The sequence below is a fragment of the Sodalis sp. RH15 genome, assembly GCF_047324255.1.
In the GTDB taxonomy this organism is placed as follows: domain Bacteria; phylum Pseudomonadota; class Gammaproteobacteria; order Enterobacterales; family Enterobacteriaceae; genus Acerihabitans; species Acerihabitans ligni.
The window spans coordinates 5,674,326-5,696,545 of sequence record NZ_CP178738.1 but is presented as its reverse complement, the minus strand read 5'-3'; the positions used below and the strand labels follow the sequence as shown (position 1 = coordinate 5,696,545).

The 22,220-nt window shown below is 54.4% G+C and carries 19 protein-coding genes and 1 pseudogene; 12 read left to right on the top strand and 8 right to left on the bottom strand.

What is annotated here, in order from left to right:
- The first annotated feature begins 94 nt into the window (after positions 1 to 94).
- Positions 95 to 1,003, top strand: coding sequence for a LysR family transcriptional regulator (locus ACL2XO_RS25770; RefSeq protein ID WP_203520545.1), 909 nt, complete (start codon positions 95 to 97; stop codon positions 1,001 to 1,003).
- Between the two features lie 72 nt (positions 1,004 to 1,075).
- Here ACL2XO_RS25770 and ACL2XO_RS25765 read toward each other — a convergent pair.
- A pseudogene (locus ACL2XO_RS25765) lies at positions 1,076 to 1,845 on the bottom strand (Rpn family recombination-promoting nuclease/putative transposase).
- Between the two features lie 126 nt (positions 1,846 to 1,971).
- A complete protein-coding gene (locus ACL2XO_RS25760) occupies positions 1,972 to 2,196 on the bottom strand; it encodes a SymE family type I addiction module toxin (RefSeq protein ID WP_132924838.1) in 225 nt (74 codons plus the stop codon).
- Between the two features lie 542 nt (positions 2,197 to 2,738).
- On the opposite strand from ACL2XO_RS25760, the gene ACL2XO_RS25755 reads away from it, so the two are divergent.
- Positions 2,739 to 3,446: a glutathione S-transferase family protein gene (locus ACL2XO_RS25755; protein WP_413741849.1), complete on the top strand. Its 708-nt coding sequence runs from the start codon at positions 2,739 to 2,741 to the stop codon at positions 3,444 to 3,446.
- 32 nt (positions 3,447 to 3,478) lie between these two features.
- On the opposite strand, the gene ACL2XO_RS25750 is transcribed toward ACL2XO_RS25755, so the two are convergent.
- On the bottom strand, positions 3,479 to 3,895 hold the full coding sequence (locus tag ACL2XO_RS25750; protein WP_413725889.1) for a hypothetical protein: 417 nt from the start codon (positions 3,893 to 3,895) through the stop codon (positions 3,479 to 3,481).
- A 264-nt stretch (positions 3,896 to 4,159) separates the two neighbouring features.
- Complete coding sequence (locus tag ACL2XO_RS25745; protein WP_413741848.1) at positions 4,160 to 5,461, bottom strand: MFS transporter; 1,302 nt, start codon at positions 5,459 to 5,461, stop codon at positions 4,160 to 4,162.
- A gap of 310 nt (positions 5,462 to 5,771) precedes the next feature.
- Here ACL2XO_RS25745 and ACL2XO_RS25740 point away from each other — a divergent pair, with 310 nt between their 5' ends.
- The gene (locus ACL2XO_RS25740; protein WP_413741847.1) at positions 5,772 to 7,217 is read left to right on the top strand and encodes a mechanosensitive ion channel domain-containing protein; all 1,446 of its coding nucleotides are present in this window, start codon (positions 5,772 to 5,774) and stop codon (positions 7,215 to 7,217) included.
- Between the two features lie 13 nt (positions 7,218 to 7,230).
- Here the strand turns inward: ACL2XO_RS25740 and ACL2XO_RS25735 are convergent, their stop codons facing one another.
- Together ACL2XO_RS25735 and ACL2XO_RS25730 are read right to left on the bottom strand one after the other, a co-directional pair.
- Entirely contained in the window at positions 7,231 to 8,265 is a 1,035-nt protein-coding gene (locus tag ACL2XO_RS25735; protein WP_413725887.1) for a LacI family DNA-binding transcriptional regulator, read from the bottom strand.
- Positions 8,266 to 8,367: 102 nt separating this feature from the next.
- The gene (locus ACL2XO_RS25730) at positions 8,368 to 8,925 is read right to left on the bottom strand and encodes a D-lyxose/D-mannose family sugar isomerase (RefSeq protein ID WP_413741846.1); all 558 of its coding nucleotides are present in this window, start codon (positions 8,923 to 8,925) and stop codon (positions 8,368 to 8,370) included.
- 204 nt (positions 8,926 to 9,129) lie between these two features.
- Here ACL2XO_RS25730 and ACL2XO_RS25725 point away from each other — a divergent pair, with 204 nt between their 5' ends.
- The 6 genes from ACL2XO_RS25725 (at position 9,130) to iraP (ending at position 16,193) form a co-directional block, all read left to right on the top strand.
- Complete coding sequence (locus tag ACL2XO_RS25725; protein WP_132924850.1) at positions 9,130 to 10,164, top strand: NAD(P)-dependent alcohol dehydrogenase; 1,035 nt, start codon at positions 9,130 to 9,132, stop codon at positions 10,162 to 10,164.
- A 3-nt stretch (positions 10,165 to 10,167) separates the two neighbouring features.
- The gene (gene xylB / locus ACL2XO_RS25720; protein ID WP_413741845.1) at positions 10,168 to 11,700 is read left to right on the top strand and encodes a xylulokinase; all 1,533 of its coding nucleotides are present in this window, start codon (positions 10,168 to 10,170) and stop codon (positions 11,698 to 11,700) included.
- On the top strand, positions 11,697 to 13,202 hold the full coding sequence (locus tag ACL2XO_RS25715) for a sugar ABC transporter ATP-binding protein (protein WP_132924854.1): 1,506 nt from the start codon (positions 11,697 to 11,699) through the stop codon (positions 13,200 to 13,202). The genes xylB and ACL2XO_RS25715 overlap by 4 nt, the downstream gene beginning before the upstream one ends.
- Positions 13,203 to 13,254: 52 nt before the next feature.
- Complete coding sequence (locus tag ACL2XO_RS25710) at positions 13,255 to 14,292, top strand: ABC transporter permease (RefSeq protein ID WP_132924856.1); 1,038 nt, start codon at positions 13,255 to 13,257, stop codon at positions 14,290 to 14,292.
- Positions 14,293 to 14,353: 61 nt separating this feature from the next.
- A complete protein-coding gene (locus tag ACL2XO_RS25705) occupies positions 14,354 to 15,355 on the top strand; it encodes a substrate-binding domain-containing protein (protein ID WP_132924858.1) in 1,002 nt (333 codons plus the stop codon).
- Positions 15,356 to 15,863: 508 nt separating this feature from the next.
- Complete coding sequence (gene iraP / locus ACL2XO_RS25700; protein WP_413741844.1) at positions 15,864 to 16,193, top strand: anti-adapter protein IraP; 330 nt, start codon at positions 15,864 to 15,866, stop codon at positions 16,191 to 16,193.
- On the opposite strand, the gene ACL2XO_RS25695 is transcribed toward iraP, so the two are convergent.
- A complete protein-coding gene (locus ACL2XO_RS25695; RefSeq protein WP_413741843.1) occupies positions 16,190 to 17,470 on the bottom strand; it encodes an SGNH/GDSL hydrolase family protein in 1,281 nt (426 codons plus the stop codon). The two genes, iraP and ACL2XO_RS25695, sit on opposite strands and share 4 nt — an antisense overlap.
- A gap of 113 nt (positions 17,471 to 17,583) precedes the next feature.
- Here ACL2XO_RS25695 and ACL2XO_RS25690 point away from each other — a divergent pair, with 113 nt between their 5' ends.
- Complete coding sequence (locus tag ACL2XO_RS25690; RefSeq protein WP_413725881.1) at positions 17,584 to 18,492, top strand: LysR family transcriptional regulator; 909 nt, start codon at positions 17,584 to 17,586, stop codon at positions 18,490 to 18,492.
- A 4-nt stretch (positions 18,493 to 18,496) separates the two neighbouring features.
- Here the strand turns inward: ACL2XO_RS25690 and ACL2XO_RS25685 are convergent, their stop codons facing one another.
- A complete protein-coding gene (locus tag ACL2XO_RS25685) occupies positions 18,497 to 19,156 on the bottom strand; it encodes a DsbA family oxidoreductase (RefSeq protein WP_413741842.1) in 660 nt (219 codons plus the stop codon).
- Between the two features lie 307 nt (positions 19,157 to 19,463).
- On the opposite strand from ACL2XO_RS25685, the gene ACL2XO_RS25680 reads away from it, so the two are divergent.
- Entirely contained in the window at positions 19,464 to 20,606 is a 1,143-nt protein-coding gene (locus tag ACL2XO_RS25680) for a winged helix-turn-helix domain-containing protein (RefSeq protein WP_413725880.1), read from the top strand.
- A 160-nt stretch (positions 20,607 to 20,766) separates the two neighbouring features.
- Entirely contained in the window at positions 20,767 to 22,209 is a 1,443-nt protein-coding gene (locus ACL2XO_RS25675) for an EmmdR/YeeO family multidrug/toxin efflux MATE transporter (RefSeq protein ID WP_413741841.1), read from the top strand.
- Positions 22,210 to 22,220: the final 11 nt, after the last annotated feature.

Here is a 22,220-nt window from a genome sequence, read left to right as displayed (position 1 = left end):
TAGCTTTGCCAAGCTCTAGCCTGCCAGCTTAAACTAGAACTGATTTCTTATTTCAGTTATTATTTCCGGCCATTAACGAATATTTGTCCTTAATATGACATCTTCCCTCGAACGCCTGACGGGGATCGCCCCCTTTGTCTATGCCGCCGACTGCGGCAGTTTTGTCGCGGCGTCGGAACAATTGAACCTTACCGGTTCCGCCATCAGTAAAAGTGTAGCCCGTCTTGAACAGCGGCTTGGCGTTCGCCTATTTGAACGCACTACCCGTCAGTTGAAGCTCACCGATGCCGGGCAGGCTTTTTACGAAACCTGCACCCGCATATTGTATGACTTGGCGGAAGCGGAATCGGTGCTGGCGGCCCAAAAGACCACTCCTGCCGGACGGCTGCGCATTGATTTACCGGCCTCGTTCGGACGGCTTAAGGTCATGCCCGTCCTTACCGATTTTTGCCATCGCCATCCTTATTTGCGTCCTTACATCACCTTCACCGATCGTCTGGTTGATTTAGCGGAGGAAGGCATCGACGTCGCGGTGAGAATCGGCGGCATCAACGAGCTGCCGCCGGCCATCGGACACCGCTATCTGGGGTGCGAAAGGCTGATTTTCTGCACGACCCCGGCGTATCTGGCGCGCCGGGGCGTACCGGCAACCCTGGGCGATCTCGCTGACCATGACAACATTGTTTACGGTAACGCCAACGGGGCGATGAAACCCTGGTCTTTCCCGCCGGACGTGGTCACCCGACCTCCGATGATGGGCTATCGCATGATGGTAAGCGACAGTGAGGCGCAGCTGGCTGCTCTGCGGGCCGGACTCGGCATTGCCCAGATCGCCACCTGGCTGGTAAACGAGTGTCTGGAAAACGGCACGTTTGTCCAGGTGCTCAAGGATGTTTCCCTGGATGGACTGCCGTTGCATCTGGTGTGGCCAAAAAACAAACAGCTGTTGCCTAAGGTTGATGCGCTGCTACAGGCGTTAACGGAGGGTCTGGCAATTCGTTGACGGCTGCGTAGACATTCCGCAGCCGCTCCTGAGTAGTCATGGCCGAGGGGGTAAAACCTTTATTTTATTGACCTATTTTTTATTGACCTGTTTTTTTTGTTGTACCAGGCAGTCGAGCTCCTCATCGGTGAGACCCGTCCACTTCTTGACCAATGCACGATCAGTACCATCCGCTAAAGACTGCCGGGCTACCTCAAGCTTACCTTCCAACTTGCCTTCCAACTTGCCTTCTATTCGACCGACATGCTTTCCCTCATGCTTGCCCTTCTTTAGCCCTATCAATTCAAAATGTTGTGCTATGGTTATCATATCCTCTTCCTCCAGACAACCCGTCGATGGGTTTTAATCTCATCATCCGGGATGACCGACAGATCAATCACTGGAAAGGGGCGGGTATAAACATCCCTGGCCAATTCCCCATCGCGGAAACAGCTAAACCAGTCATTGTCATAGGGGTAACCGCTTTTAAGGCCCCCTTGATAAAACAACAGCGGCACCACCACCGGCAGCGTTTTATGCCCCTGATCAAGGTGCTGCTGCATGGCCGCCAGGCTATAACGCAGCAAACGAAACGCCATTAACCGATGCGGGCTGCTCTGGTGTTCCACCAGACAATAAATATAGCCTGTTCCCTTGCGAGTCCGCACCGAATAAAGCATATCCGAGTAATGGGTGCGTAAATTTTTTTCAACAAACGAACCGGAGCACAGGGTCAGTGTATTAAAATTGCAGCGCTGCCGTAAAGAGGGAGGCAAATGTATTTGAAAAAAATCCCGGGCAATGCCGACATCGCTCAAAAATGTTTTGAATAATGCATCATGATGGGAATGATTAATTATCATATAAGATGTCCATATCATTATTAATTATAACAATCGAAACAACACGGCGTTCTCGTTTTTCTCCAAAAAGATTTTCTATGGGGCCTTGTAATGCGTCTTGCGCTTATTTGTAGACGATCATGCCCGTTACGCTGCCGGGGCCGGCCTGATAACCAATCGCCCCGGTTCCACCGATACCGTGACATGCTGGCCGGTCAGAAAGCCGCAGGCCTCAAGCCAGCGGCCGCCAAGATAAATGGCCGGGGAAGGGTTGTCCCTGCCGCCGTTTGGGACGTAGCCCACAATATAACGCCGGTCTGAACGGTCCGCTTGTGCCGTATGAGTTACTGCATGAACAACCTTTTTAGCCATGGTGAGTCTCTCTTTGATTTAACGTTGTTGACGGTGAACGACGAATAAGAACTGCCAACGGTTTGCCGCACCAAGGTAGGGAAAACAACTGGCATGGGAAATAACGAAACGTCAGATAAACCTTGGTAGTTCTGTTATCAGATAAAAGGTGGAAATATACGCCGTCTTGACACTGTATATATTATCAGGAGGATTAAAAAAGTCGAAATAAAAAACAGAAAAGAACGATGAAAAATATTTATTCAAAAAGATATGCTTGATGTATTTTTAAGACATATAACGTTCATTGATATCATTTTTTTATTTCACCGCTGGGATAAAGTCACATGCATTATATGGGCTGCATATCGACATGATGGCGCACAGTAAATAGGCTGATAGGCAAAAATACCGGCGCGGGCCGGTCTCCTCTCCTCTCTTGCCCGTTGCGCTGCCTAGGGTAAGGCAGTATGTTGAATTGAATCCTTTACAATGTTGAATCAAGTATTTCGTCGCCGCGTTTGGCTTAACGTTTGGCGCACCGAACACAAAAGGGTAATGTCATGATCACGTTTTACTTTAATTTGGCGCCCAACCCCGCCAAAATCGCGCTCTTCCTGGAAGAAGCGCAGCTGCCTTACGACGCTGTTCCGGTGGATACCGCCAAAGGGGAACAACATCTCCCCGCCTTTCGGGCCATCAATCCCAACGGTAAGGTGCCGGCGATTACCGACGGCGAGGGGCCGGGAGGCAAAGAGATCAGGGTGTTTGACTCCACGGCCATCCTGCTTTATCTGGCGGAAAAAACCGGCAAATTCCTCGGCGCGCCGGAGGATCGGCCGGAACTGCTGTCCTGGCTGCTGTTCATTGCCACCGGCGTGGGACCCTATTCTGGCCAGGCGGTGCATTTCCAGTACGCCGCGCCGGACGCTATTCCTTATGCCGTCAATCGCTATCGCCGGGAAGTGGAGCGCCATTACCGGGTATTGGATAACCATCTGGCGGGACGGGATTATATCGTGGGAGAGGGGTTTACCATCGCCGATATATCAGCCTGGGGCTGGCTCGACCGCGCGCCGAAGATATTCAAGGGCGAAGACGATCCGCTGGGGAAATTTCCCCATCTGAAGGCCTGGTTCCAGCGGGTGGATGCCCGTCAGGCCGTGAGCCGCGCCCGGGCGCTGGGTAAAGATCACAATTTTAAAACCGCCAGCGACGAAGAGAGCCGCCGGGCGCTTTTCCCGTCCAATTATCCGGACAGCCAGGGCTAACGGACAGGACCCTGCGACGGCTTCGCCGGGTCTTACCTCACCATACCGCCCATATCCCGCCCATTAGCCTTATCATCTTTACGCTCTGCGGCGAGGGCAAGGGCTTCGTTCCGTTCTGCGGCGCTCTTCGTAACGGTTTTCTCTACCCTAAATGCAAAGCCTTTTTCCTTCATAACCTGATCAACGTCGGCAGACAATTTATGCAATTGACCTGCCTTTTTGCTGTTATGGGCCGCCTGGTTATTTTTCACCGTGGCAAGTTTGTTGGCCACCTGATCGCGCAATGCCGTTAACTTAGTGTTAATGGTCTTCGGTGTATTGAAGGCGTTGATCGGCGTATTGCGTATTTCTTTGAACTGCTTGGTCAATGCGGTGATTTCCCGGCTTGTGACATGCTCCGCCGGGGTGAGTGCTTGATGTTTACAACTGCCTAATCCGAAAATACTCATTGTTCGCTCTTTATGTAAGTCAAAATAATTAGGCTGAAAACAATGTCACAGTAATCGTCGGGAAAATATCAAAAAACGACCAACTCTGTCAGCCCACAGGGTGGAAAATTGATCTTGCTGCGATTGCAACCAAGGAAGCGCTAACGAAAAGCCCAATGCATTTAATGGGCTAGAGGAGTTTAGGGTCCGACTGAACGCCTTATGAACCGAATGGGGAGATTCATCGTTAACGACGGTGAATCTCCCGGGAAACACGTTTAAGGCTTAATGCATCGGCGCCAGGGTGGAATCGCTTCGGGGTTGGGAAGGGGATTTGTCATCAAACTTCGGCGCTTTGACAAAGGTCCATAAAATCACCGCGCCGCCCACGTCCAGTACGCTTAAAAAGATAAAGAACGGGTTGTAGCCGATGGTTTTCACCAGCGCGCCCATGATCAATGTACAAATCAGGATACCGGTCCAGCCGGCGGAACCGGCGAAGCCGCTGACGGTGGAGACCTCGTCCCGTTTGAACAGGTCGGTGGCCATGACGATACACTGAGTGGACAACATTTGATGGGCAAATGCGCAGATGGAAACCAGTCCGATGGCCACATAGGCGCTATTGACAAAACCGACAAATGACAGCGGCAGCATCATGAGCGCGCCGAGGGAAAAGGTCAGCCGACGGGCATTGATGGTGTTTACCCCCCAAACCTTCATCATGATTTTATTCAGGAAGCCGCCGGCCAGTCCGCCGAAATCGGCGGCGAGAAAGGGCAGCCAGGCGTATAGGGCAATGTCTTTTAGCTCCATGTGGCGTACCGTTATCAGATATATCGGCAGCCAGAAATTAATGGTGCCCCAAGTGGGATCGGCAAGAAAGCGCGGCAAGGCGATGCCCCAGAAATTGCGCATTTTGAAAAAGGACATCACCGCCGGTTTTTTGCCGTCGGCCATCAAATGCCGCTCTTGGCCCGCGCTGATATAGTCCGCTTCCTCTTTGGTCACCATAGTGTGTTTTTGCGGCGAGTCGTATAAGAACCACCACATTACGGCAAAAACCAATCCTATGGCGCCGGTGATGACAAAGGACATCTGCCAGTTGTATTTCAACAGCGCCCAGACCACCAGCGGCGGCGCCAGCATGGCGCCGATTGAGGTACCGATATTGGCGATACCGCCGGCGATGCCTCTTTCCGTGGCCGGGAACCATTCGGAATTACATTTTACCCCCGACGGAATGGCGGATGCTTCGCTGAGTCCCATGATGCCGCGCAGGAACGCCAACCCACCCCATGAGGTGCATCCCGCATGGGCCATATTGGTCACCGACCAAATGACAATCATGATGAAAAAGCCGAGTTTCAGGCCAATAATGTCGATGATATAACCGCATATGGGCTGAGCGACGGTATAGGCCAGTTGGAATGAGCTCAGAATCCAGGAATATTGCTGTTCAGTAATATGTATTTCTTTAAATAACGTCGGCGCGGCCACGCTTAACGAGCTTCTTGCCAGAGCGTTAATGATGGTGCCAAGCGAAACCAGACCAATCATCCACCAGCGAAGATGTTTTATTTTCATTTTGAAAGCTCCTGCGCGCCCAAAGCCGACAGCCAAAGATGAGGCAGTACGGCGGCTACAATGTTCATCACCAGTTGTCCTTTGCAGAGTAATTAATTATAAGAGCAAATTAGAACATGTAAGACTACCATTCAAGTATGATAGGTGTGGTTTTATGAGACGTGTCCCATATAAAAATGCAACGCAACTCTTTGCATTGCAAAAGTGTAAGGCCAGGCATTTTAAGCGCTTTGGGCAGGCTCACATTACCTCTCTACTGCAAAATCAGGTATTGTTGGGATCTTGCTGCCGATGATGATGGTGAATGTGAATGGGTCTCGTGGGATTCTCTTTTCCGCTTCTGTGCGCCTTGCTATTGCTGGCTATCGATCTGACGCTGTGGCAATGGATTGCAAACAAATGGTTTCGCTGGAAGGTATTAATTCGTCTGGGTTTGTACTTCCTTTTCAGCCTGGCGTTAATGAATGCCGGATTAAGCCCCTTGTCCCCGATTCCGGCGGCAATACCGTCGTCCTATCATGCCCTGGTGATTATCCTGGCTATTGCCTGGTGGCTGTTGGGGGCCCGGACGCTGACCGTGCTGATGATACTGATATTGGCGCCCCGCATCGGCGGTAAAGGCCATCTTCTGCAAGACGTGCTGGGGGCGTTTATTTTCCTGATGGCTGCCTTGGCGGCGTCAACCTACGTGCTCGATTTACCGCTGAAAGGCCTGCTGGCAACCTCCGGCGCCGTGGCGATTATCCTTGGCCTGGCGGTGCAAAGCACCCTGAGCGACGTATTTTCCGGCATTGTGCTCAACGCCACCAAGCCGTTTCGCGTCGATGACTGGATACGGGTGGATGATATCGATGGGAAGGTGATTGAGATCGATTGGCGCTCAACCCACTTATTGACCCCGGAAGGCAGCATGGCGGTGATCCCCAATGCCATGGCGGCCAAAACGCGCATTGTCAATTTCAGCCGTCCCGATCATTTTCATTCCGTTACGCTCAGCGTTGAACTCCCCGTGCGGTTGCGTCCCAGCCTGGCGCTGGACGCCCTGGAGAAAGCGCTGCAAGGCTGCCGGGAATTACTGCTCCAGCCCCAGTCCGGGGCGCTGGTGAAAAAAGCCTATGTACGATACGTGGAATATGAAGTGACCGGCTACGTCAAATCCCGGGATCGTCTCGATGCGGTGCGTAATCAGCTATACGACCTCATTTATCGCCAGCTGTCGGTCATGGAAAGCCTGGATCGCGGGAATACGGTCAGACCGCAGACGCGGCAGTCGGCGGTGCTCAATACCGTGAGCGCGTTGCGCATGCTCAGCGACGACGACAGGGCCGAGCTCGGGGAAAAAATGCGGCTGACGCTGTTCAGCGCCGGCGAGGTGATCCTTGAGCAGGGCGTAGTGCCGGAGGAATTGCTCATTATCGAGTCCGGGGTGGTGTCGGTGACCACCGGATCGCAGGATAACGAACTGGAGGTAGGCCGCATGGGGCCGGGAGAAGTCATGGGGGAGACCGGCATCGTCGATCACAGCGCCTGCGTGGCGCGGTTCAGCGCCATGACGGACTGCGTGGTTTACCGAATCAGTTACGACTCCCTTGAACCTTGGCTGGAGGAGCATGGGGAATTGCGCGAGGTCATGGTGAGATTGGCCCATTTCCGTGCGCAAAAAAGGGATTCAGTGGTTCAACAGCAGCCCCCTGCGCCCAGAAAAAAAGGCTTTATGCACTGGCTGCGCCAAATGCAGAGGAATCCCAGGGAATGACCCATGCCAGTCTTTACCCTTTGCTCGGCAGCGCCGTCACGGAGCCGGGGTAAATGACTTTCCCACGGATGATCACTTTGCTGGGTTCGACATCCGCATCCGTGGCCCTTCTGATGGCCAGATTCAGCGCCTGATAGGCAATTTCATTCATGTTGTGGGCGATGCAGGGAAAGCTGAAACCGTAGATATTGGCATCGGGTATTTCGTCAATACTGAACAGCGAGACATCTTTCTGGGGTTTTATTTTATGATCGATACAGGACTTGATGATACCCAGGGAAATCTGGTTATTGGTGCCGACAAAATAATCCGGCAGGGGATTGCTTTCGATATAGCGGCTGGTGACCTGGTAGGCCGGCATCATGAAAAAATCGGCGTGCAGTATGTCCAGATTCTCAATGGCTCCCTGTAATACCGCGCTGATTCCAATGATGCGATCCCGCGATACGTTTGAGTCTTCCGGACCTGAAACCACCACCACCCGGTTGACCTGCTTCGACAGCAGGTAGCGGCCGGCCTGTAGCCCGCAGTCAAGGTTATCGATATATACCCCGCTGCAGTTCTTGACGTTGAGATCCCGGTCCACCAATACCACGGGGATATTCAGTATTTCCAGCCGTTTCAAATAGGCGGGGTAATAGGACCTGTCGGAAGAAATAACGGAAAGAATAATCGCATCGACGCCGTAGCCGATGAGCTTGTCAATGATACGGTTTTCTATTTCCTGCGACTCATAGGAATCGAAAATCAGGGTGTCATAGCCTTCTTTATGCGCGGCCAGCGTCATCTCTTTAGCCAATTGCCCAAAAAAAGGGTTGCTCATATCGGGATTGACGATCCCGATGGTTTTGCTGGCCTTGGCCCGCAGGGTCCGGGCCGCGGCATTGACGATGTAACCCATGCTTTCAGCCGCGTCCAGGACGCGTTTCAACGTGTCGGGATGAACTTTTTCCGGATGCGTAAAGGCTCTGGACACGGTGATCTTACTAACATTTGATTGAGCCGCGACGCTCTCCAGCGTCGCCTTCCGATGTCGAGATGCTACCACAGGCGCCCCACAGTCTAAGCTATCATTGTGCATCATTATTCTATCATGACATAACAATGCTGATGATGCCAGTCTCCCGGAGACGGTTGTCGCCGGCGGGCATTAGAGCGTCGAGGCGCGCACGACCTTCGGATCGGTAAAAATATCGTAATCGTCGCGGCTTTCCGAGGAGAATTCCGACACGACGGCGCCCTGCGCGCCGGCCTGGAACCAATGCCGGGTATTGGGGGCGATGGTGTATTGTTCGCCGGGCCTTAAGAGTATATATCTATGACAAGTATAATATTTTTCAAAGCCTTCCGGCGGTCGGCACATGAGGGAACCGTCCTGGCGTTTATTCGGCGTCAGGCTATCATCATCCACAAACAGATAGACTTCCCCCCAGCGACAGCGAAACGTCTCCTGCTTGCCCGGCCCCTGATTGAAAGGGGGGTGAAGATGTTCCGGGCAGGTCTGCTCGGGCAACAGCACCAGCTCTTTGGCACAGTAGCGCGGCGAATTGATATAGGTCAGCAGTTGCAGTCCCGAACGGGGATAATCACCCAGGCCGAAATCAGCTATCTCAATGTTTTCCCTTTCTTTTGCCGTTAACATGATATGAGCAGATTCGAACATATGCTGCGTTTGTTCGAGAGCACTGGTACGAGAGGTGTTGATCATCTTATCCCCTTAATAATGTTATCGTTTTCATTTAAAAGGCGAACCCATGCCGGCGTGTTGTATGCACTGAGTCGTCACAAATAATACTTTCGAATATTTAATAAAAGTTCTGACTCCGTCACAAAATAATAACAAGCTTTCCATTAGGATTTGCATCAATCAATGTTATCGATATCATTTAATGATAAATTTCGGAGCGATCAAATGAAAGCATTAGTGCTAGAGAAAGCCGGCAAAATCTCCATTCAGAATAAAGCGTTTGATGAAACTCTGGGGGAAACCGACGTTCAGGTCAAAATCCACTCCGTGGGCATCTGCGGCAGCGACATCCATTATTACCAGCATGGACGTATCGGACCTTTTGTCGTTCAGGCTCCCATGGTGCTGGGCCATGAAGCTTCCGGCACCGTGCTGGCGGTGGGCAAGAAAGTCACGCACATCAAGGTGGGCGATCGGGTCTGTATGGAGCCGGGCATCCCGGACATGCAGTCGCCGCAGTCCCGCGCGGGCATTTACAATCTCGACCCGGCCGTGCGTTTCTGGGCGACGCCGCCCATCGACGGCAGCCTGCGTGAAACCCTGATCCATCCCGCCGCCTTTACTTTCCCGCTGCCGGACAATGTGAGTTTCGCCGAAGGGGCTATGGTTGAACCTTTAGCCATCGGCATGCACGCGGCAACCAAAGCCGGCATCAAACCCGGCGACATCGCCCTGGTGATCGGAGCGGGCACCATCGGCGTGGTAACGGCATTGGCCGCCCTGGCCGGGGGCTGTGCGGAAGTCATCATTTGCGATGTATTCGATGAGAAACTGGCAATTGCCGCCAATTATCAGGGCCTGCACGCGGTAAACATCAAAAGCGGCCAACTGGCGCAAAAGGTCAGCGAACTGACCAGCGGCAACGGCGTGGATATCGTGTTTGAATGCAGCGGCTCAAAAGCGGCTATCGCCACCGTCAGCGAACATATCGCGCCGGGGGGCACCGCGGTGTTGATCGGTATGCCCATAGACGCCGCGCCGTTGGATATCGTGGCCGCCCAGGCGAAGGAAGTGACGTTCAAAACCATTTTCCGCTACGCCAATATGTATCCGCGCACCCTGCGCCTGTTGAGTTCCGGAAAATTGAACGTCAAACCGCTTATTTCAGCCACCTACAAATTTGCCGAAGGCATAGAAGCCTTTGAGCGCGCGGCGGCGGGCAATCCTACAGATATCAAAATCATGTTGGAAATGGAGTAAAACATGCCTCTTTATGCTGGGATTGACTGCGGGACCCAGGGAACCAAGGTCGTCATTATCGATACCGAGCAGGGGGCAACCCTTGGCGAGGGTTCTGCGCCGCATGAAATGATTTCCAACTCCAACGGGCGCCGGGAGCAGGATGCCCAATGGTGGATTGATGCCTTGTGCCTGGCGTTTGGGCGTGCGGTCAAGGCCGCCGGGATATCGCCGGCGGATATCGCGGCCATGGCCGTCTCGGGCCAGCAGCACGGCTTTGTTGCGCTGGACAAGGAGGGCCGGGTGCTGCGGGCGGTCAAGCTTTGGTGCGACACCGAAACCGCGGAGGAGAACGACCGGCTGCTGGCGCTGCTGGGCGGCGTCAAAGGCTCCATCGAACACTTGGGTCTTATGGTGGCCACCGGCTATACGGCGTCAAAGATACTCTGGCTGAAAACCCACCATCCGGCGCTTTGGCAGCGGCTGGAAACGGTGCTTCTGCCCCATGATTACCTTAATTTCTGGCTTACCGGCAACCGCGTCGCCGAATATGGCGACGCCTCGGGCAGCGGTTTGTTTGATGTTCGCCGCCGTTGCTGGGACCGGCATACGGTAGAACTCATTGATGACAGCGGCAGGTTATGGAATGCCCTGCCGCCTCTGGTGAGCGCCGACAGCCTGATAGGAACGGTATGCCCGGCGGCGGCCGAGCGGCTGGGGGTCAATGTCACCACCCGGGTCGCCAGCGGCGGCGGCGACAATATGATGGGCGCCATCGGTACCGGCAATACCCGGCCGGGGCGGGTTACCATGAGCCTGGGAACCTCCGGCACGCTGTTTGCGTATTCGGATACTCCCGTGATATCGGATTCGGCGATGATCGCCGGCTTTTGCTCCAGCAATAACGGCTGGCTGCCGCTTATCTGCACCATGAACGTCACCTCGGCGACGTCCGCGGTCCAGAAGCTGTTCAAACAGGATTTGGTGCGGTTTAACCAGGCGCTGGAGCAGTCGGAAATCGGCGCCGGCGGAATCTTGATGCTGCCGTTCTTCAACGGCGAACGGGTGCCGGCCTTGCCTTATGCCAAAGCCAGTTTGCACAACATGGATACCGACAACTTTACCGAAGACAATCTCTGCCGCGCCGTGGTGGAAAGCGCCACCTTCGGCCTGCGGTACGGCCTGGATCTGTTCCGCAGCCAGGGGATCGTCGCCAGGGAAATAAGGCTAATCGGCGGGGGATCGAAGAGCCGGCATTGGCGGCAGATGGTGGCGGATATCATGGATTGCCCGGTGGTATGCCTGCGGCAAAATGAAACCGCCGCGCTGGGGGCCGCCATCCAGGCCGCCTGGTGCGACGGATTACAGCCGGCGGCGACGCCGGGGGAACCGGTACCGGCGGCGTCCGACCTGCTGTCCGCGCTTTGCGAAAAGTTCGTGCAGCTGGATGAAAGCACCCTGACACGGCCCATTCCTCGTCAGCAGCAGCGTTATACCGACCTCTATGCAAATTATCTTGCGTTGCTGAATAAAGAATATGCACAGGTGGCTTTATGAATGATGACGCATTGACTCCCGAACCCACGTATCTGCTTGAAGTCACCGGGGTTAAAAAGTCCTTTGGTCCCGTGGTGGCGCTGAAGAATATCGAGTTTTGCCTAAGGCGCGGGTCGATACATGCGCTATGCGGCGGCAACGGGGCCGGAAAATCCACCTTTCTCAGTATTCTGATGGGGTTTATCCAGCCGGACAGCGGCGAAATCTATATTCACGGCAAACGCTGCGAATTCGCTCATCCCCGCGAGGCCATGGATGCCGGCGTGGCCATTGTGCAGCAGGAATTAAGTACTATTCCCGATCTTACCGTGGCGGAGAATATTTATCTGGGCCGGGAGCCGCGCAAGCTGGGTTTTATCGATTTTAAAATGATGAATGCCCAAACCGTCGAATTATTGAAAAGTCTGGATTTTAAAATCTCTCCTTCGGAGAAGATGCGTAATCTGAGCGTCGCCGAGCAGCAACTGGTGGAAATCGCGAAAGCGCTTTCCCATTCCGATGCCGATATCATCATCATGGACGAACCCACCTCAGCTATCGGCGAGGAGGATGTGAAAAAAATATTTCAAGTGATTCGACAGCTTGCCGCCCGGGGAAAGGGGATCATTTATGTTACCCATCGTCTTTCCGAAATATTCCAAATAGCGGATAGCTATACTATTTTCCGGGACGGGACCTATATCCACGAAGGGATTCTCAGCGACATCAATCGTGAACAGTTGATCGAATATATCATCGGCGGCGAGTTCAAAGATGAATTCGCCAAATTCAACTCCCCCGGTGAAAAAGTCTTGATGGAAGTCAAAGGATTAAGCTGGAAGGACAAGGTTCATGATATCAGCCTGACCCTCAAGCAGGGAGAGATACTGGGTATTTACGGCCTGGTGGGGTCGGGACGCAGCGAGTTTCTCGATCTTATCTTCGGTATCAATCATGCGGATTCAGGGACGATCCATATTGGCGAACGTCTTTTGCATAAGCACTCGCCGGCGCAATCCATCAAGGCGGGCATTGCCTACGTTACGGAAGATCGCAAGGATACCGGATTGGTCTTGAGCAGCTCAGTGACCGAAAATATCAATATCGCTTCCTTTCCCGCCATCAGCCGCGGGGGATTTATCGATAGCAAACAGCAGCAGCGCCGCGCCGATGAGATGATCAAGCTGTTCGGCATAAAAACGCCGGATAGCGAACATATCGTCAGTAACCTGAGCGGCGGGAATCAGCAAAAAGTGGTGCTGGGCCGCTGGGCATTACTGGATCCGGAGGTATTGCTGCTGGACGAGCCGACGCGCGGGATTGATGTCGGCGCCAAAAAGGAAATCTATCGGTTTATGTCAGAATTTGCGCTTAAGGATAAAGGCATTGTTATGGTCTCTTCAGAACTCGCGGAAATTATTGGTATGAGCGATCGAATCCTGGTGTTTAGAAACGGTTGTCTGGCCGGGGAGTTATCAGGTGATAAAGCAACGCAGGCGGACTTGATGAAGTTAGCCGTTTAATCCGTATATTGCGGAAAATTCATCGACTACCTTATATTTAAGAGACTTTATTATGAATAGCACATATTCTGCTTTGCCACGCGCTTCGTTTTTTAATCGTAATAAGCGGCGCCTGCATAAATACGGCATTATCATCGCCTTTTTTATTTTATGTCTTGCTGTCACGGTTATTGGTGAAGTGCAAGTGACCAACGGCGCCTGGTCGAGTAATTATTTTCTAAGCCAGGATAATATATTAATCGTTTTTCGACAGATTTCCATTAACGGTATTCTGGCCATCGGTATGACGTTTGTCATTATCACGGCGGGAGTAGATTTGTCCGTAGGCTCGGTGCTGGCGCTGGCGGGTATTGTGGCCGCCCGGTTCGCCACCACCAACAGCAATATGGCCATTGGCGACACGGCGAATGCGATACTGATACCGACGCTGGTTGCCCTCGGGATCGGTTTGGTCTGCGGCGTGATCAACGGTACTATTCTGGCGCGTTACCGCCTGCAGCCTTTTATTGTCACCATGGGCATGCTTTCCGCCGCCCGTGGCCTGTCTTTATTGACCACCGACGGTAATCCGGTATCTCAGCTGAACGATGATTTTCGCTGGCTGGGGAATGGTTATATTCTCGGCATCCCGGTGCCGGTGGTGCTGTTTGCCGTTCTGTTGGTTCTCGCCTGGATTGTGCTGAATAAAACGACGTTCGGCCGTTATGTCTACGCGGTGGGGGGCAACCAGAAAAGCGCCCGTACTTCCGGTATCAATGTTCTGAAAATCAAGGTCTTGGTTTATACATTATGCGGCGCGATGGCGGGTATTGCCGGTTTGATTTTGACGGCCCGCACCGGCTCCGCACAAACCAGCGCGGGCACTGCCTATGAATTGGATGCTATTGCCGCCGTCGTTATCGGCGGTACCAGTATGGTTGGCGGTATCGGCACGCTGGTGGGCACGTTATTCGGGGTTTTGATTATCGGCGTCATGAATAATGGCCTGGATCTTCTCGGCGTACAGTCTTATTACCAACAGATCATCAAGGGGGCGCTTATTGTCATTGCCGTAATGCTGGATCCGTCACGCAAGCAGCAGCGTGATTAATTTGAAATTTGACGTTTTATCTCTACCTAGCCATTACCCTATATTGTATCCAGGAGAAAATATGAAAAAAATGACGAAATTAACCCTTATTGCCTCTTCACTGATGCTTTGTATGTCAGCGGCGGCACAGGCCGCTCCGGTTAAAATTTCCGTCTTGATGTACGGTATGAAAGCCGAATTCGTCCAGCTCATGGAAAAGGCGGCGAAAGAGCATCCAGAGGTCAAAAACGGCGATGTGCAAATCACCATGTATGACGGTCGCTACGATCCGATGGTGCAGAATAATCAGGCCGAAACGGCGATACAAACCAAAGCGGATGCAATCATCGTCAACCCGATGGATTACGAGGCTAATATTGATGTGGTCACCATGGCCAATAAAGCCAAGATTCCGGTTATCGTCACCAATGCCCGTCTGAATACCGACAAAATGACCAGTGAAGTGGTATCCGACGATGTGCTGGGGGGATATCTTGACGCCAAGGCCGTCCTGAAAAAGATGAACTGCAAAGGCAATGTCGTTATCTTCGAAGGACCCATCGGCGGATCCGGTGAAATCCAGCGCGGTCAGGGCATAGATAAAGCCATTGCCGAATGCGGCAAGGGCAATGTCACCGTTTTGGAACGTAAAACCGCCAACTGGTCCCGTGCGGAAGCGCTGCCGTTGATGGAAAACTGGCTGCAGAAACACCGTGGCAAAATCAACGGCGTGATCGGTGAAAATGACGAAATGGCGCTCGGCGCCATAGAAGCGATAAAAGAAGCGAATCTGAATGTGAAGGATTTCTCCATCGGCGGTATTGATGGCGTGACGGATGCCATACGCGCCGTGCAGCAAGGTGAAATGGTGTCCATTCTGCAGGATGCCCATGCGCAAATGCAGGGCTCCATCGATGTGGCCTTACGCGCGGTAAAAGGCAGCAGCTACCAGCCCAAGTCGGACATTTGGCAGCAGTATAAAGGCCAGATGGATTGGAAGGACGGCACAGCTCAACGTTATGCGGTGCCCTGGACCGAAGTGACCGTGGACAACGCGCAGCAACTGCTGGATGCCCGTAAGTAGGTTGTGTTATTTATCGGTCCCGTTTCTGGCAGCATAACGGGTCTACGGCACGGCACGGAAATAGCGCTGTTCGCCGTGGGTTAAACCTTATAAAGCCAATAAGCGTGATGTGATCGGGTCAGATGGACGCTCTGGTTGGCGCCTGTTGCGGCTGAATGAAATCACTATTTCATTCAGCCGGGGCGGCCATCCGCCATGGGCGTCCATCATAAATCATATCTCTCAGCCTCGGCTTTGCTAAAATCCCCAGTGTTCCGCCGCCTGTCAACCCGTATGCGGCGGCGATAAAGTCACTGTTTATTCCGATAGTCCGTATATGCTTGCTTCAAATGATGCTTAGCCGGAAATAAATGACGAAAAAGAGTTCATTCAACGCAATCAATATTATAGATAAATAAAAAAACAGCCGATTTTATTTTATGCTGCTTCTGATGTAAATCATGCCCAATGTTTTCGAGCTATTCTGTTAAGCTACGCCGACCGGCCCGCTTACCCTTGAGGCACTCTTATGCAAAATTTAATTTCGTCAATTCTCATTAAAATGGCAAAAGTAGATGCTCAATCGAAAGACCTTGCCGCGCAGGTGGATGCACAATCTTTGTTGATGGCCGCGATGTGTTTAACGTTGCAAAAAGGTGAACACGACTCTTTGTCCACCAATATCCTCAAGGCCATAACCGCCGCTACCCTCGCATCCAAAGAAATTTTGCGGTCGGACGCGGATCTCCTGTTAATGCATATCAATCGGTTGGTCTCGATTACCCATTTTGTTGAGGTTCACGTTGAACCTCTTGCCGAAACCACGCCTTCCTTAGAAGGAGACCGTGCCGGGGATTAACGCCGGGGCGGCGCCAAGAGTTCCAGATCTATTGCATCCGCCATGGCGCGGTTGCCGGCATTGCCGGGGTGGAGATGATCTCCCGAGTCAAATGCCGGTTTGAGCCGGGCAGGGCGGGCCGGGTCACGCAGCAAGGCATCGAAGTCAATCACGGCGTCAAAGGCGTGGCTTTCGCGGATCCAGGTATTGATCCGGCGGCGTAGCGCATCTTTATCGGCACGATAGTAATTGTCCAGCGGCGTCCCCGGCAGGGCGCCCTCGAAAGGGGGCAGGGTGGCGCCGATGATGCGGATCCCACCGGTATGGGCCCGGGTGATTAACTGACGATATCCGGCGATAAGCCCGTCCGCCGACGGCAGCGGGCCAAGGGGATCATAGAGCGTTCCCGGCCAGCTGATGTCGTTAATGCCCAGCAGGACGATAACGCTGCGTACGCCGGCCTGGTGGATAGCATCCCGATCAAACCGGGCCAGGGCATTGGCCCCCATGCCATCGGACAACAGGCGGGCGCCGGAAATACCGGCATTAATCACCGCTACGCCCCGCGGCGCGAGGCGCCGGGCCAGAAAGTCGGGCCAGCGGGCGTTGGCATCCATCGTTGCGCCGTTGCCATCCGTCACCGAATCCCCGATAACCGCTACCGTACCGCCGGTGCGTGGGGCATCCACTAAAACAGCGCTTAAAAGGGTACGGGCGGTAACGGGCTGATTGATGCTGATATTTTCCGCCTGGCTTTGGTCACCCGCCGCAATCCAGGACGTTTGCCGCGCGTCCCAGTGAAAGGTTGTCGTAGGCGTCGGGCCGGGCAAATACACACTCACCGCCAGGCTGGCCAGTGCGGGGACGGCCAGGTCCACCGGGTCGCTTACCAGGGGTGCGCCGGGGGGAATGGCGGCGGTGGTTTTCCCGCCGAAGGTGAGTAAATGAAGGCTGCCCATGTCAACGGCGCCCCGGTCGCCCGCCAGCGCCACCGATGCTTTGCCAAGCGTCAAGGGCGTTTGCCCGTAAGCGTTGGAGAACACTATCCGCAGACGTTTTCCCCCCAGGCTTATTCTCGCCACCTGGCGCAGCGTCTGCTGATTTAACCCATCGGGGATATGGGTGGGGAAGGGGAAATCCTTTCCCCATACCGCTTGCGGGCTGGCGGTCCAACTGCTTACCCAATGGGCGGCCTGCGCTGCGCCGGCGTACCGTGCCGGCAGGGAGAGAAGCGCTAACGCCGCCAATAGGCTGATAAAATCCGTCAAGAGACGGTGCTGATAAAGAGGTTTCGCCACGATTCTTTTTTCTCCACTTATGAATTCATAAGACTGCCGTGAAGAAATAATGAATTAAAACCCCGATATGAAATAGACTGGCGATACGACTAAGAATTGTGACCTGAAATCATATGTCCCGATTAGAAATCAATCGCGCCGGTGAACTGGAAGTGTTTGTCCGGGTGGTGGAGCAGGGCAGTTTCTCCATGGCGGCAAGTTTGTTCAACATGACGCCGTCCGCCGTCAGCAAGCTGATAAGCCGGCTGGAAAAGCGCTTAGGCGCGCGCCTGCTTAACCGCACCACAAGGCAACTGCGGCTGACTCCCGAAGGTTGCGTGTTTTATGAGCGCGGTATCCGCATCCTGGCCGATCTGGAAGACGCCGAGCAGGGAGCCGCCGCCGGCAGTTCCCCCCGGGGGCATGTGCGAATCAACGCCAACGTGCCCTTCGGACACCATTTCCTGCTGCCGCTGGTACCGGCGTTCATGGCCCGTTATCCCGACATAAGCCTGGATATCACCCTGGCCGATGAGGTCATCGATATCCTCGAACAGCGGACGGATATCGCGGTGCGCGCCGGGCCGTTGAAAAGCTCCGGCCTGGTGGCGCGCAAACTCGGCCAGACGAAAATGGTGATAGTCGGATCGCCGGAATATCTGGCGCAAAACGGCACGCCGCAACGGGTGGAGGATTTGGCGCGGCATAACCGGCTGGGGGCGAATTATATGCGCTCAATGGCGGGATGGCCGTTACTGGGCGACGGGGCGACAACCCTTATGCCGATGAACGGCAGCGTCCGGATCAGCGACGGCGAGGGTTTGCGCCGTTTGGCGCTGGCGGGCGCGGGATTGGCGCGCCTGGCGCTGTTCCAGGTCCGAGAGGATGTGGCCGCCGGCAGGCTGGTGCCGGTGCTGGAGGCCTTCAATCCCGGCGATAGCGAAGACGTCCATGCGGTCTTCCTTGGACAGGGAGGCTATCTCTCCTTGCGGGTCAGGGCGGTGCTGGACTTCCTGGTGGAGAACGTCAACCTGGCCCGCTAAAACATCAGGCTTTGGCGCCGCGGGCCTCAAGCGCCGCAAGAATGGCGCCGCGAAACGCGGCGGCGGGCTGGCCGCCAATCAGCACCTGGCTGTTGTCGATGACAATGGTGGGGACGGAGTTGACCCCGTTGCTGAGCCACCGGTGCTCATCCGCCCGCACTTCCTCGGCATAGCGGCCGGTATCCAGCACTTCTGCCGCGGCGGCGGCGTCCAAGCCCGCGTCTTCGGCCGCCCGCAGCAGTACGGCGCGATCGGAGGGGTTTTGCCCGTCGGTAAAATAGGCGGTGAACAGCAGCCGTTTCAACGCATGCTGGCGGCCTTCCAGGCGGGCCCAATGCAGCAGCCGGTGCGCGTCGAAGGTGTTATAGATCCGGCCGTCGGGAAAGCGGTTGCTAATGATGAAACCCACATCCTGCGCCCGCTGGCGAACCCTCTCCTGTCCGGCCTGCGCTTCGGCCGGTGACGAGCCGTATTTTTCCCCCACGTGTTCAATCAGGTTCTGACCCTCCGCCGGCATGCACGGGTTGAGCTCAAAGGGGTGAAAAACGATGTCCGCTTTCACTTCATCCCCCAGATCGGCAAGGGCTTTTTCCAGACCCTGCAGGCCGATAATGCACCAGGGACAGGAAACGTCCGAGACAAAATCAATTTTCAACATGTTCATATTGGGTTGTCCTTTAAAATTTGCTCGGTGGTTTTTAAGGTAATGGTATTACCCATTATGGCGGCTCCTTGAATGCCTGTCTGAATTGACATTTACGACCAAGCACGCTGATTAATAATGTGATATACCCGTCATACTGACGGTTTCAGGTACGTTGGCTGTGCTGCTCGGTTCATCCGTTATGTACGGGATCGAGAATAAAACAACCGCGCTGCGATGGCCTGGACAGACTGATTTATAGCATACCCCGATAGCGCCGGTTTGACATTCCAGGCGGGGGCTGACAGACGAGAGATGAGTATTGGATATGCCTGACCACTCTTTTGCGATATCCCCTGCGCGGGCACGGGAAATCTGGCTCCATGCGCAGCGGCTCGACGTTGCCGCGCCTTTTGGCGAGGGACCTGAAGCGGTAAGGCTGGCGGCGGAGCATTTAGGCTACATACAAATCGATACCATTAATGTCATTGAACGCGCCCATCATCATATTCTCTATAGCCGCATTCCGGCCTATAGCCGCGCCGACCTGGATTTGGCGCAGTCGCTGGACAAATCGGTTTTCGAATACTGGACCCATGCCCTGGCCTACGTGCCGTCCTCCGCTTACCGCATGTATGTTTCGGCCATGGACCGGTTCCGCGCCGAGCCAAGTCCGTCGTTTGCCGGATTGGATGCGAACGACTATAGCGCACTGCTGCGGCGCATTCGCGACGGAGGGCCGCTGTCGATCCGGGATATCGACGAAGCGCTGGTGGAAAAAACCCACCCTTGGGGCAGCCGCAAGCCGTCAAGGCGGGCGCTGCGCTACGGCTTTTTTACCGGCGATCTGACGGTCAGCAAGCGCACGGGCATGGTTAAGTCCTATGATCTGTCCAGCCGCCATTTTGGCTGGCGCCGGCGGCCGCGGCCGGTTAACGATGCCCAGCTGGCGGATTATCTGCTGCGCCGGGCGCTGCAATCCCAAGGCATGGTCAGCGTGGAGTCCATTTGTTACGGCAATGCGCAGCACAAAGCGCCGATACGCCTGGCCATCGAGTCCGCGGTGAAGCGCGGACGGCTGGCGCCGGTGCATATCGAGGGCAGTCCGAAGGCCCCGCACTGGATCGAACCGGCATGGCTGGAGCGGCAACCGGATCCCCGGTCGTCTCCTCTGGTGCATATTCTCTCGCCATTCGATCCGCTGGTTATCCAGCGTAAGCGTCTGCAGCTCTTTTTCGGCTATGAACATCGTTTTGAAGCTTATGTGCCGGCCGCTAAGCGTCAATTGGGGTATTTTGCGCTGCCGGTGCTGGCAGGGGATGAAATCGTCGCCGCCATTGACCTGAAGATGGACCGCCCGTCGGGGAAATTACTGGTACGGCAATGGACCTGGATGGTGGAGCAACGTCCGGAATTACAGCTATTGATTGATGAAGCGTTGGGCAGGTTCGAGCGTTTCCAGCAAGGGTGACCATAGCAGCACCCCTGTAGTTTGGGTTAATACAAAACGTCGTTTTGTTTGAAATAAACTTTATTAAAATATTTATTAAAAAATATTGCCTATTCGGTGTTTATTACACATTCTTTTAAAGACAACTCCCTGCGCCCTTAGCCGTCTGACCGGAATCATCTTGGTAAACCTTTTGGTAAACTACAGCGCTTTACTCACGGAAAAGCTTAAACATGCCACCTGGTATCAAAAGCGGCATTCCAACCGTGTTCTGTTAAGCCGTGAAGTCATTCCGCTGGCCATACCTATCCTGATTGAAAATCTTTGTGTGCTCCTGATGGGGGTGCTAAGCACATTTTTGGTCAGCTGGCTGGGCAAGGAATCGGTGGCCGCCGTGGGTATGGCGGACAGCTTTAATATGGTGATCCTGTCTTTTTTCGCCGCCGTTGACCTGGGCACCACCGTGGTGGTGGCCTTTAATCTGGGCAAACGTAACCGTAAACAGGCCCGTACCGCCGCCCGGCAGTCCATTACGCTGTTAACGCTGGTGTCGGTTGCCATCGCCTTGCTGATTGAATTCACCGGCCCGTGGATTATTGATTTGATTGCCAACCAGGCCGACCCCATGGTGAAAACCCTGGCCCTCAGCTATTTGCGGGTAACGGTGTGGAGCTATCCGGCCGCCGCCGTTGCCCTGATCGGCTGTGGCGCCCTGCGCGGCGCCGGCAATACCAAACTGCCGATGGTCATTAATATCGGCATGAACATTATCAATATAGTTATCAGCAGCGTGCTGATTTACGGCAGTTTTTCCTGGCATGGGCTAGGGTTTGTCGGCGCGGGCCTCGGGCTGACCATTTCCCGTTATATCGGCGCCGCCATGGTGTTGATGGTGCTGCGGTCCGAGCTAAATCATGCCCTGCGATTGCCCCTGAAAAGCTATTTCACCACCCTTAATCCGGCGGTATTGCTTGATGTGCTGAGTATCGGCCTGCCCGCCAGCATCGAGTCGGTGCTGTTCAACGGCGGCAAACTGATTACGCAGTGTTTTGTCGCCGGTATGGGCACCGCGGTCATTGCCGGTAATTTTATCGCGTTCTCCATTGTGTCCTTGATTAACTTGCCCGGCAATGCGTTGGGCTCCACCTCCACCATTATCGTCGGCACCCGGCTGGGTAAAGGTCAAATCTTCCAGTCGGTGCGCCAACTGAAGTTTATCTTCGGGCTGTCCAATGTCGGCGTCTGTTTATTAGGCTTGTTATCGATACCTCTCGCCGGACTGCTGGCGGCCTTCTACACCAACGATCCTGAGGTTATCCGGGTGGTGAAGCACCTGGTCTGGCTGAATGCCCTGTTTATACCGTTCTGGTCCGCCTCCTGGGTCTTGCCGGCCGGCTTGAAGGGCGCCCGGGATGCCCGCTATACCATGTATGTCTCGATGTTGGGCATGTGGGGATGCCGGATCGTCGCCGGTTATACCCTTGGCGTCATTCTGGGATGGGGGGTCAACGGCGTCTGGATGGGGATGTTCCTCGACTGGATCGTGCGCGCGGCGTTTTTCTATCGCCGTATGGAAAGCGGCCGCTGGCTGTGGCGCTACGCCCAGCCCAAAATCGCCAAATAACCGCCGCGCTC

Coding starts and splice junctions, on each gene's coding strand:
- ACL2XO_RS25740 (WP_413741847.1), top strand. CDS start 5,772: ATGGGTCTCGTGGGATTCTCTTTTCCGCTTCTGTGCGCCTTGCTATTG.
- ACL2XO_RS25725 (WP_132924850.1), top strand. CDS start 9,130: ATGAAAGCATTAGTGCTAGAGAAAGCCGGCAAAATCTCCATTCAGAAT.
- ACL2XO_RS25685 (WP_413741842.1), bottom strand. CDS start 19,156: ATGAACATGTTGAAAATTGATTTTGTCTCGGACGTTTCCTGTCCCTGG.
- ACL2XO_RS25730 (WP_413741846.1), bottom strand. CDS start 8,925: ATGATCAACACCTCTCGTACCAGTGCTCTCGAACAAACGCAGCATATG.
- ACL2XO_RS25745 (WP_413741848.1), bottom strand. CDS start 5,461: ATGAAAATAAAACATCTTCGCTGGTGGATGATTGGTCTGGTTTCGCTT.
- ACL2XO_RS25715 (WP_132924854.1), top strand. CDS start 11,697: ATGAATGATGACGCATTGACTCCCGAACCCACGTATCTGCTTGAAGTC.
- ACL2XO_RS25680 (WP_413725880.1), top strand. CDS start 19,464: ATGCCTGACCACTCTTTTGCGATATCCCCTGCGCGGGCACGGGAAATC.
- ACL2XO_RS25705 (WP_132924858.1), top strand. CDS start 14,354: ATGAAAAAAATGACGAAATTAACCCTTATTGCCTCTTCACTGATGCTT.
- ACL2XO_RS25690 (WP_413725881.1), top strand. CDS start 17,584: ATGTCCCGATTAGAAATCAATCGCGCCGGTGAACTGGAAGTGTTTGTC.
- iraP (WP_413741844.1), top strand. CDS start 15,864: ATGCAAAATTTAATTTCGTCAATTCTCATTAAAATGGCAAAAGTAGAT.
- xylB (WP_413741845.1), top strand. CDS start 10,168: ATGCCTCTTTATGCTGGGATTGACTGCGGGACCCAGGGAACCAAGGTC.
- ACL2XO_RS25760 (WP_132924838.1), bottom strand. CDS start 2,196: ATGGCTAAAAAGGTTGTTCATGCAGTAACTCATACGGCACAAGCGGAC.
- ACL2XO_RS25710 (WP_132924856.1), top strand. CDS start 13,255: ATGAATAGCACATATTCTGCTTTGCCACGCGCTTCGTTTTTTAATCGT.
- ACL2XO_RS25755 (WP_413741849.1), top strand. CDS start 2,739: ATGATCACGTTTTACTTTAATTTGGCGCCCAACCCCGCCAAAATCGCG.
- ACL2XO_RS25770 (WP_203520545.1), top strand. CDS start 95: ATGACATCTTCCCTCGAACGCCTGACGGGGATCGCCCCCTTTGTCTAT.
- ACL2XO_RS25750 (WP_413725889.1), bottom strand. CDS start 3,895: ATGAGTATTTTCGGATTAGGCAGTTGTAAACATCAAGCACTCACCCCG.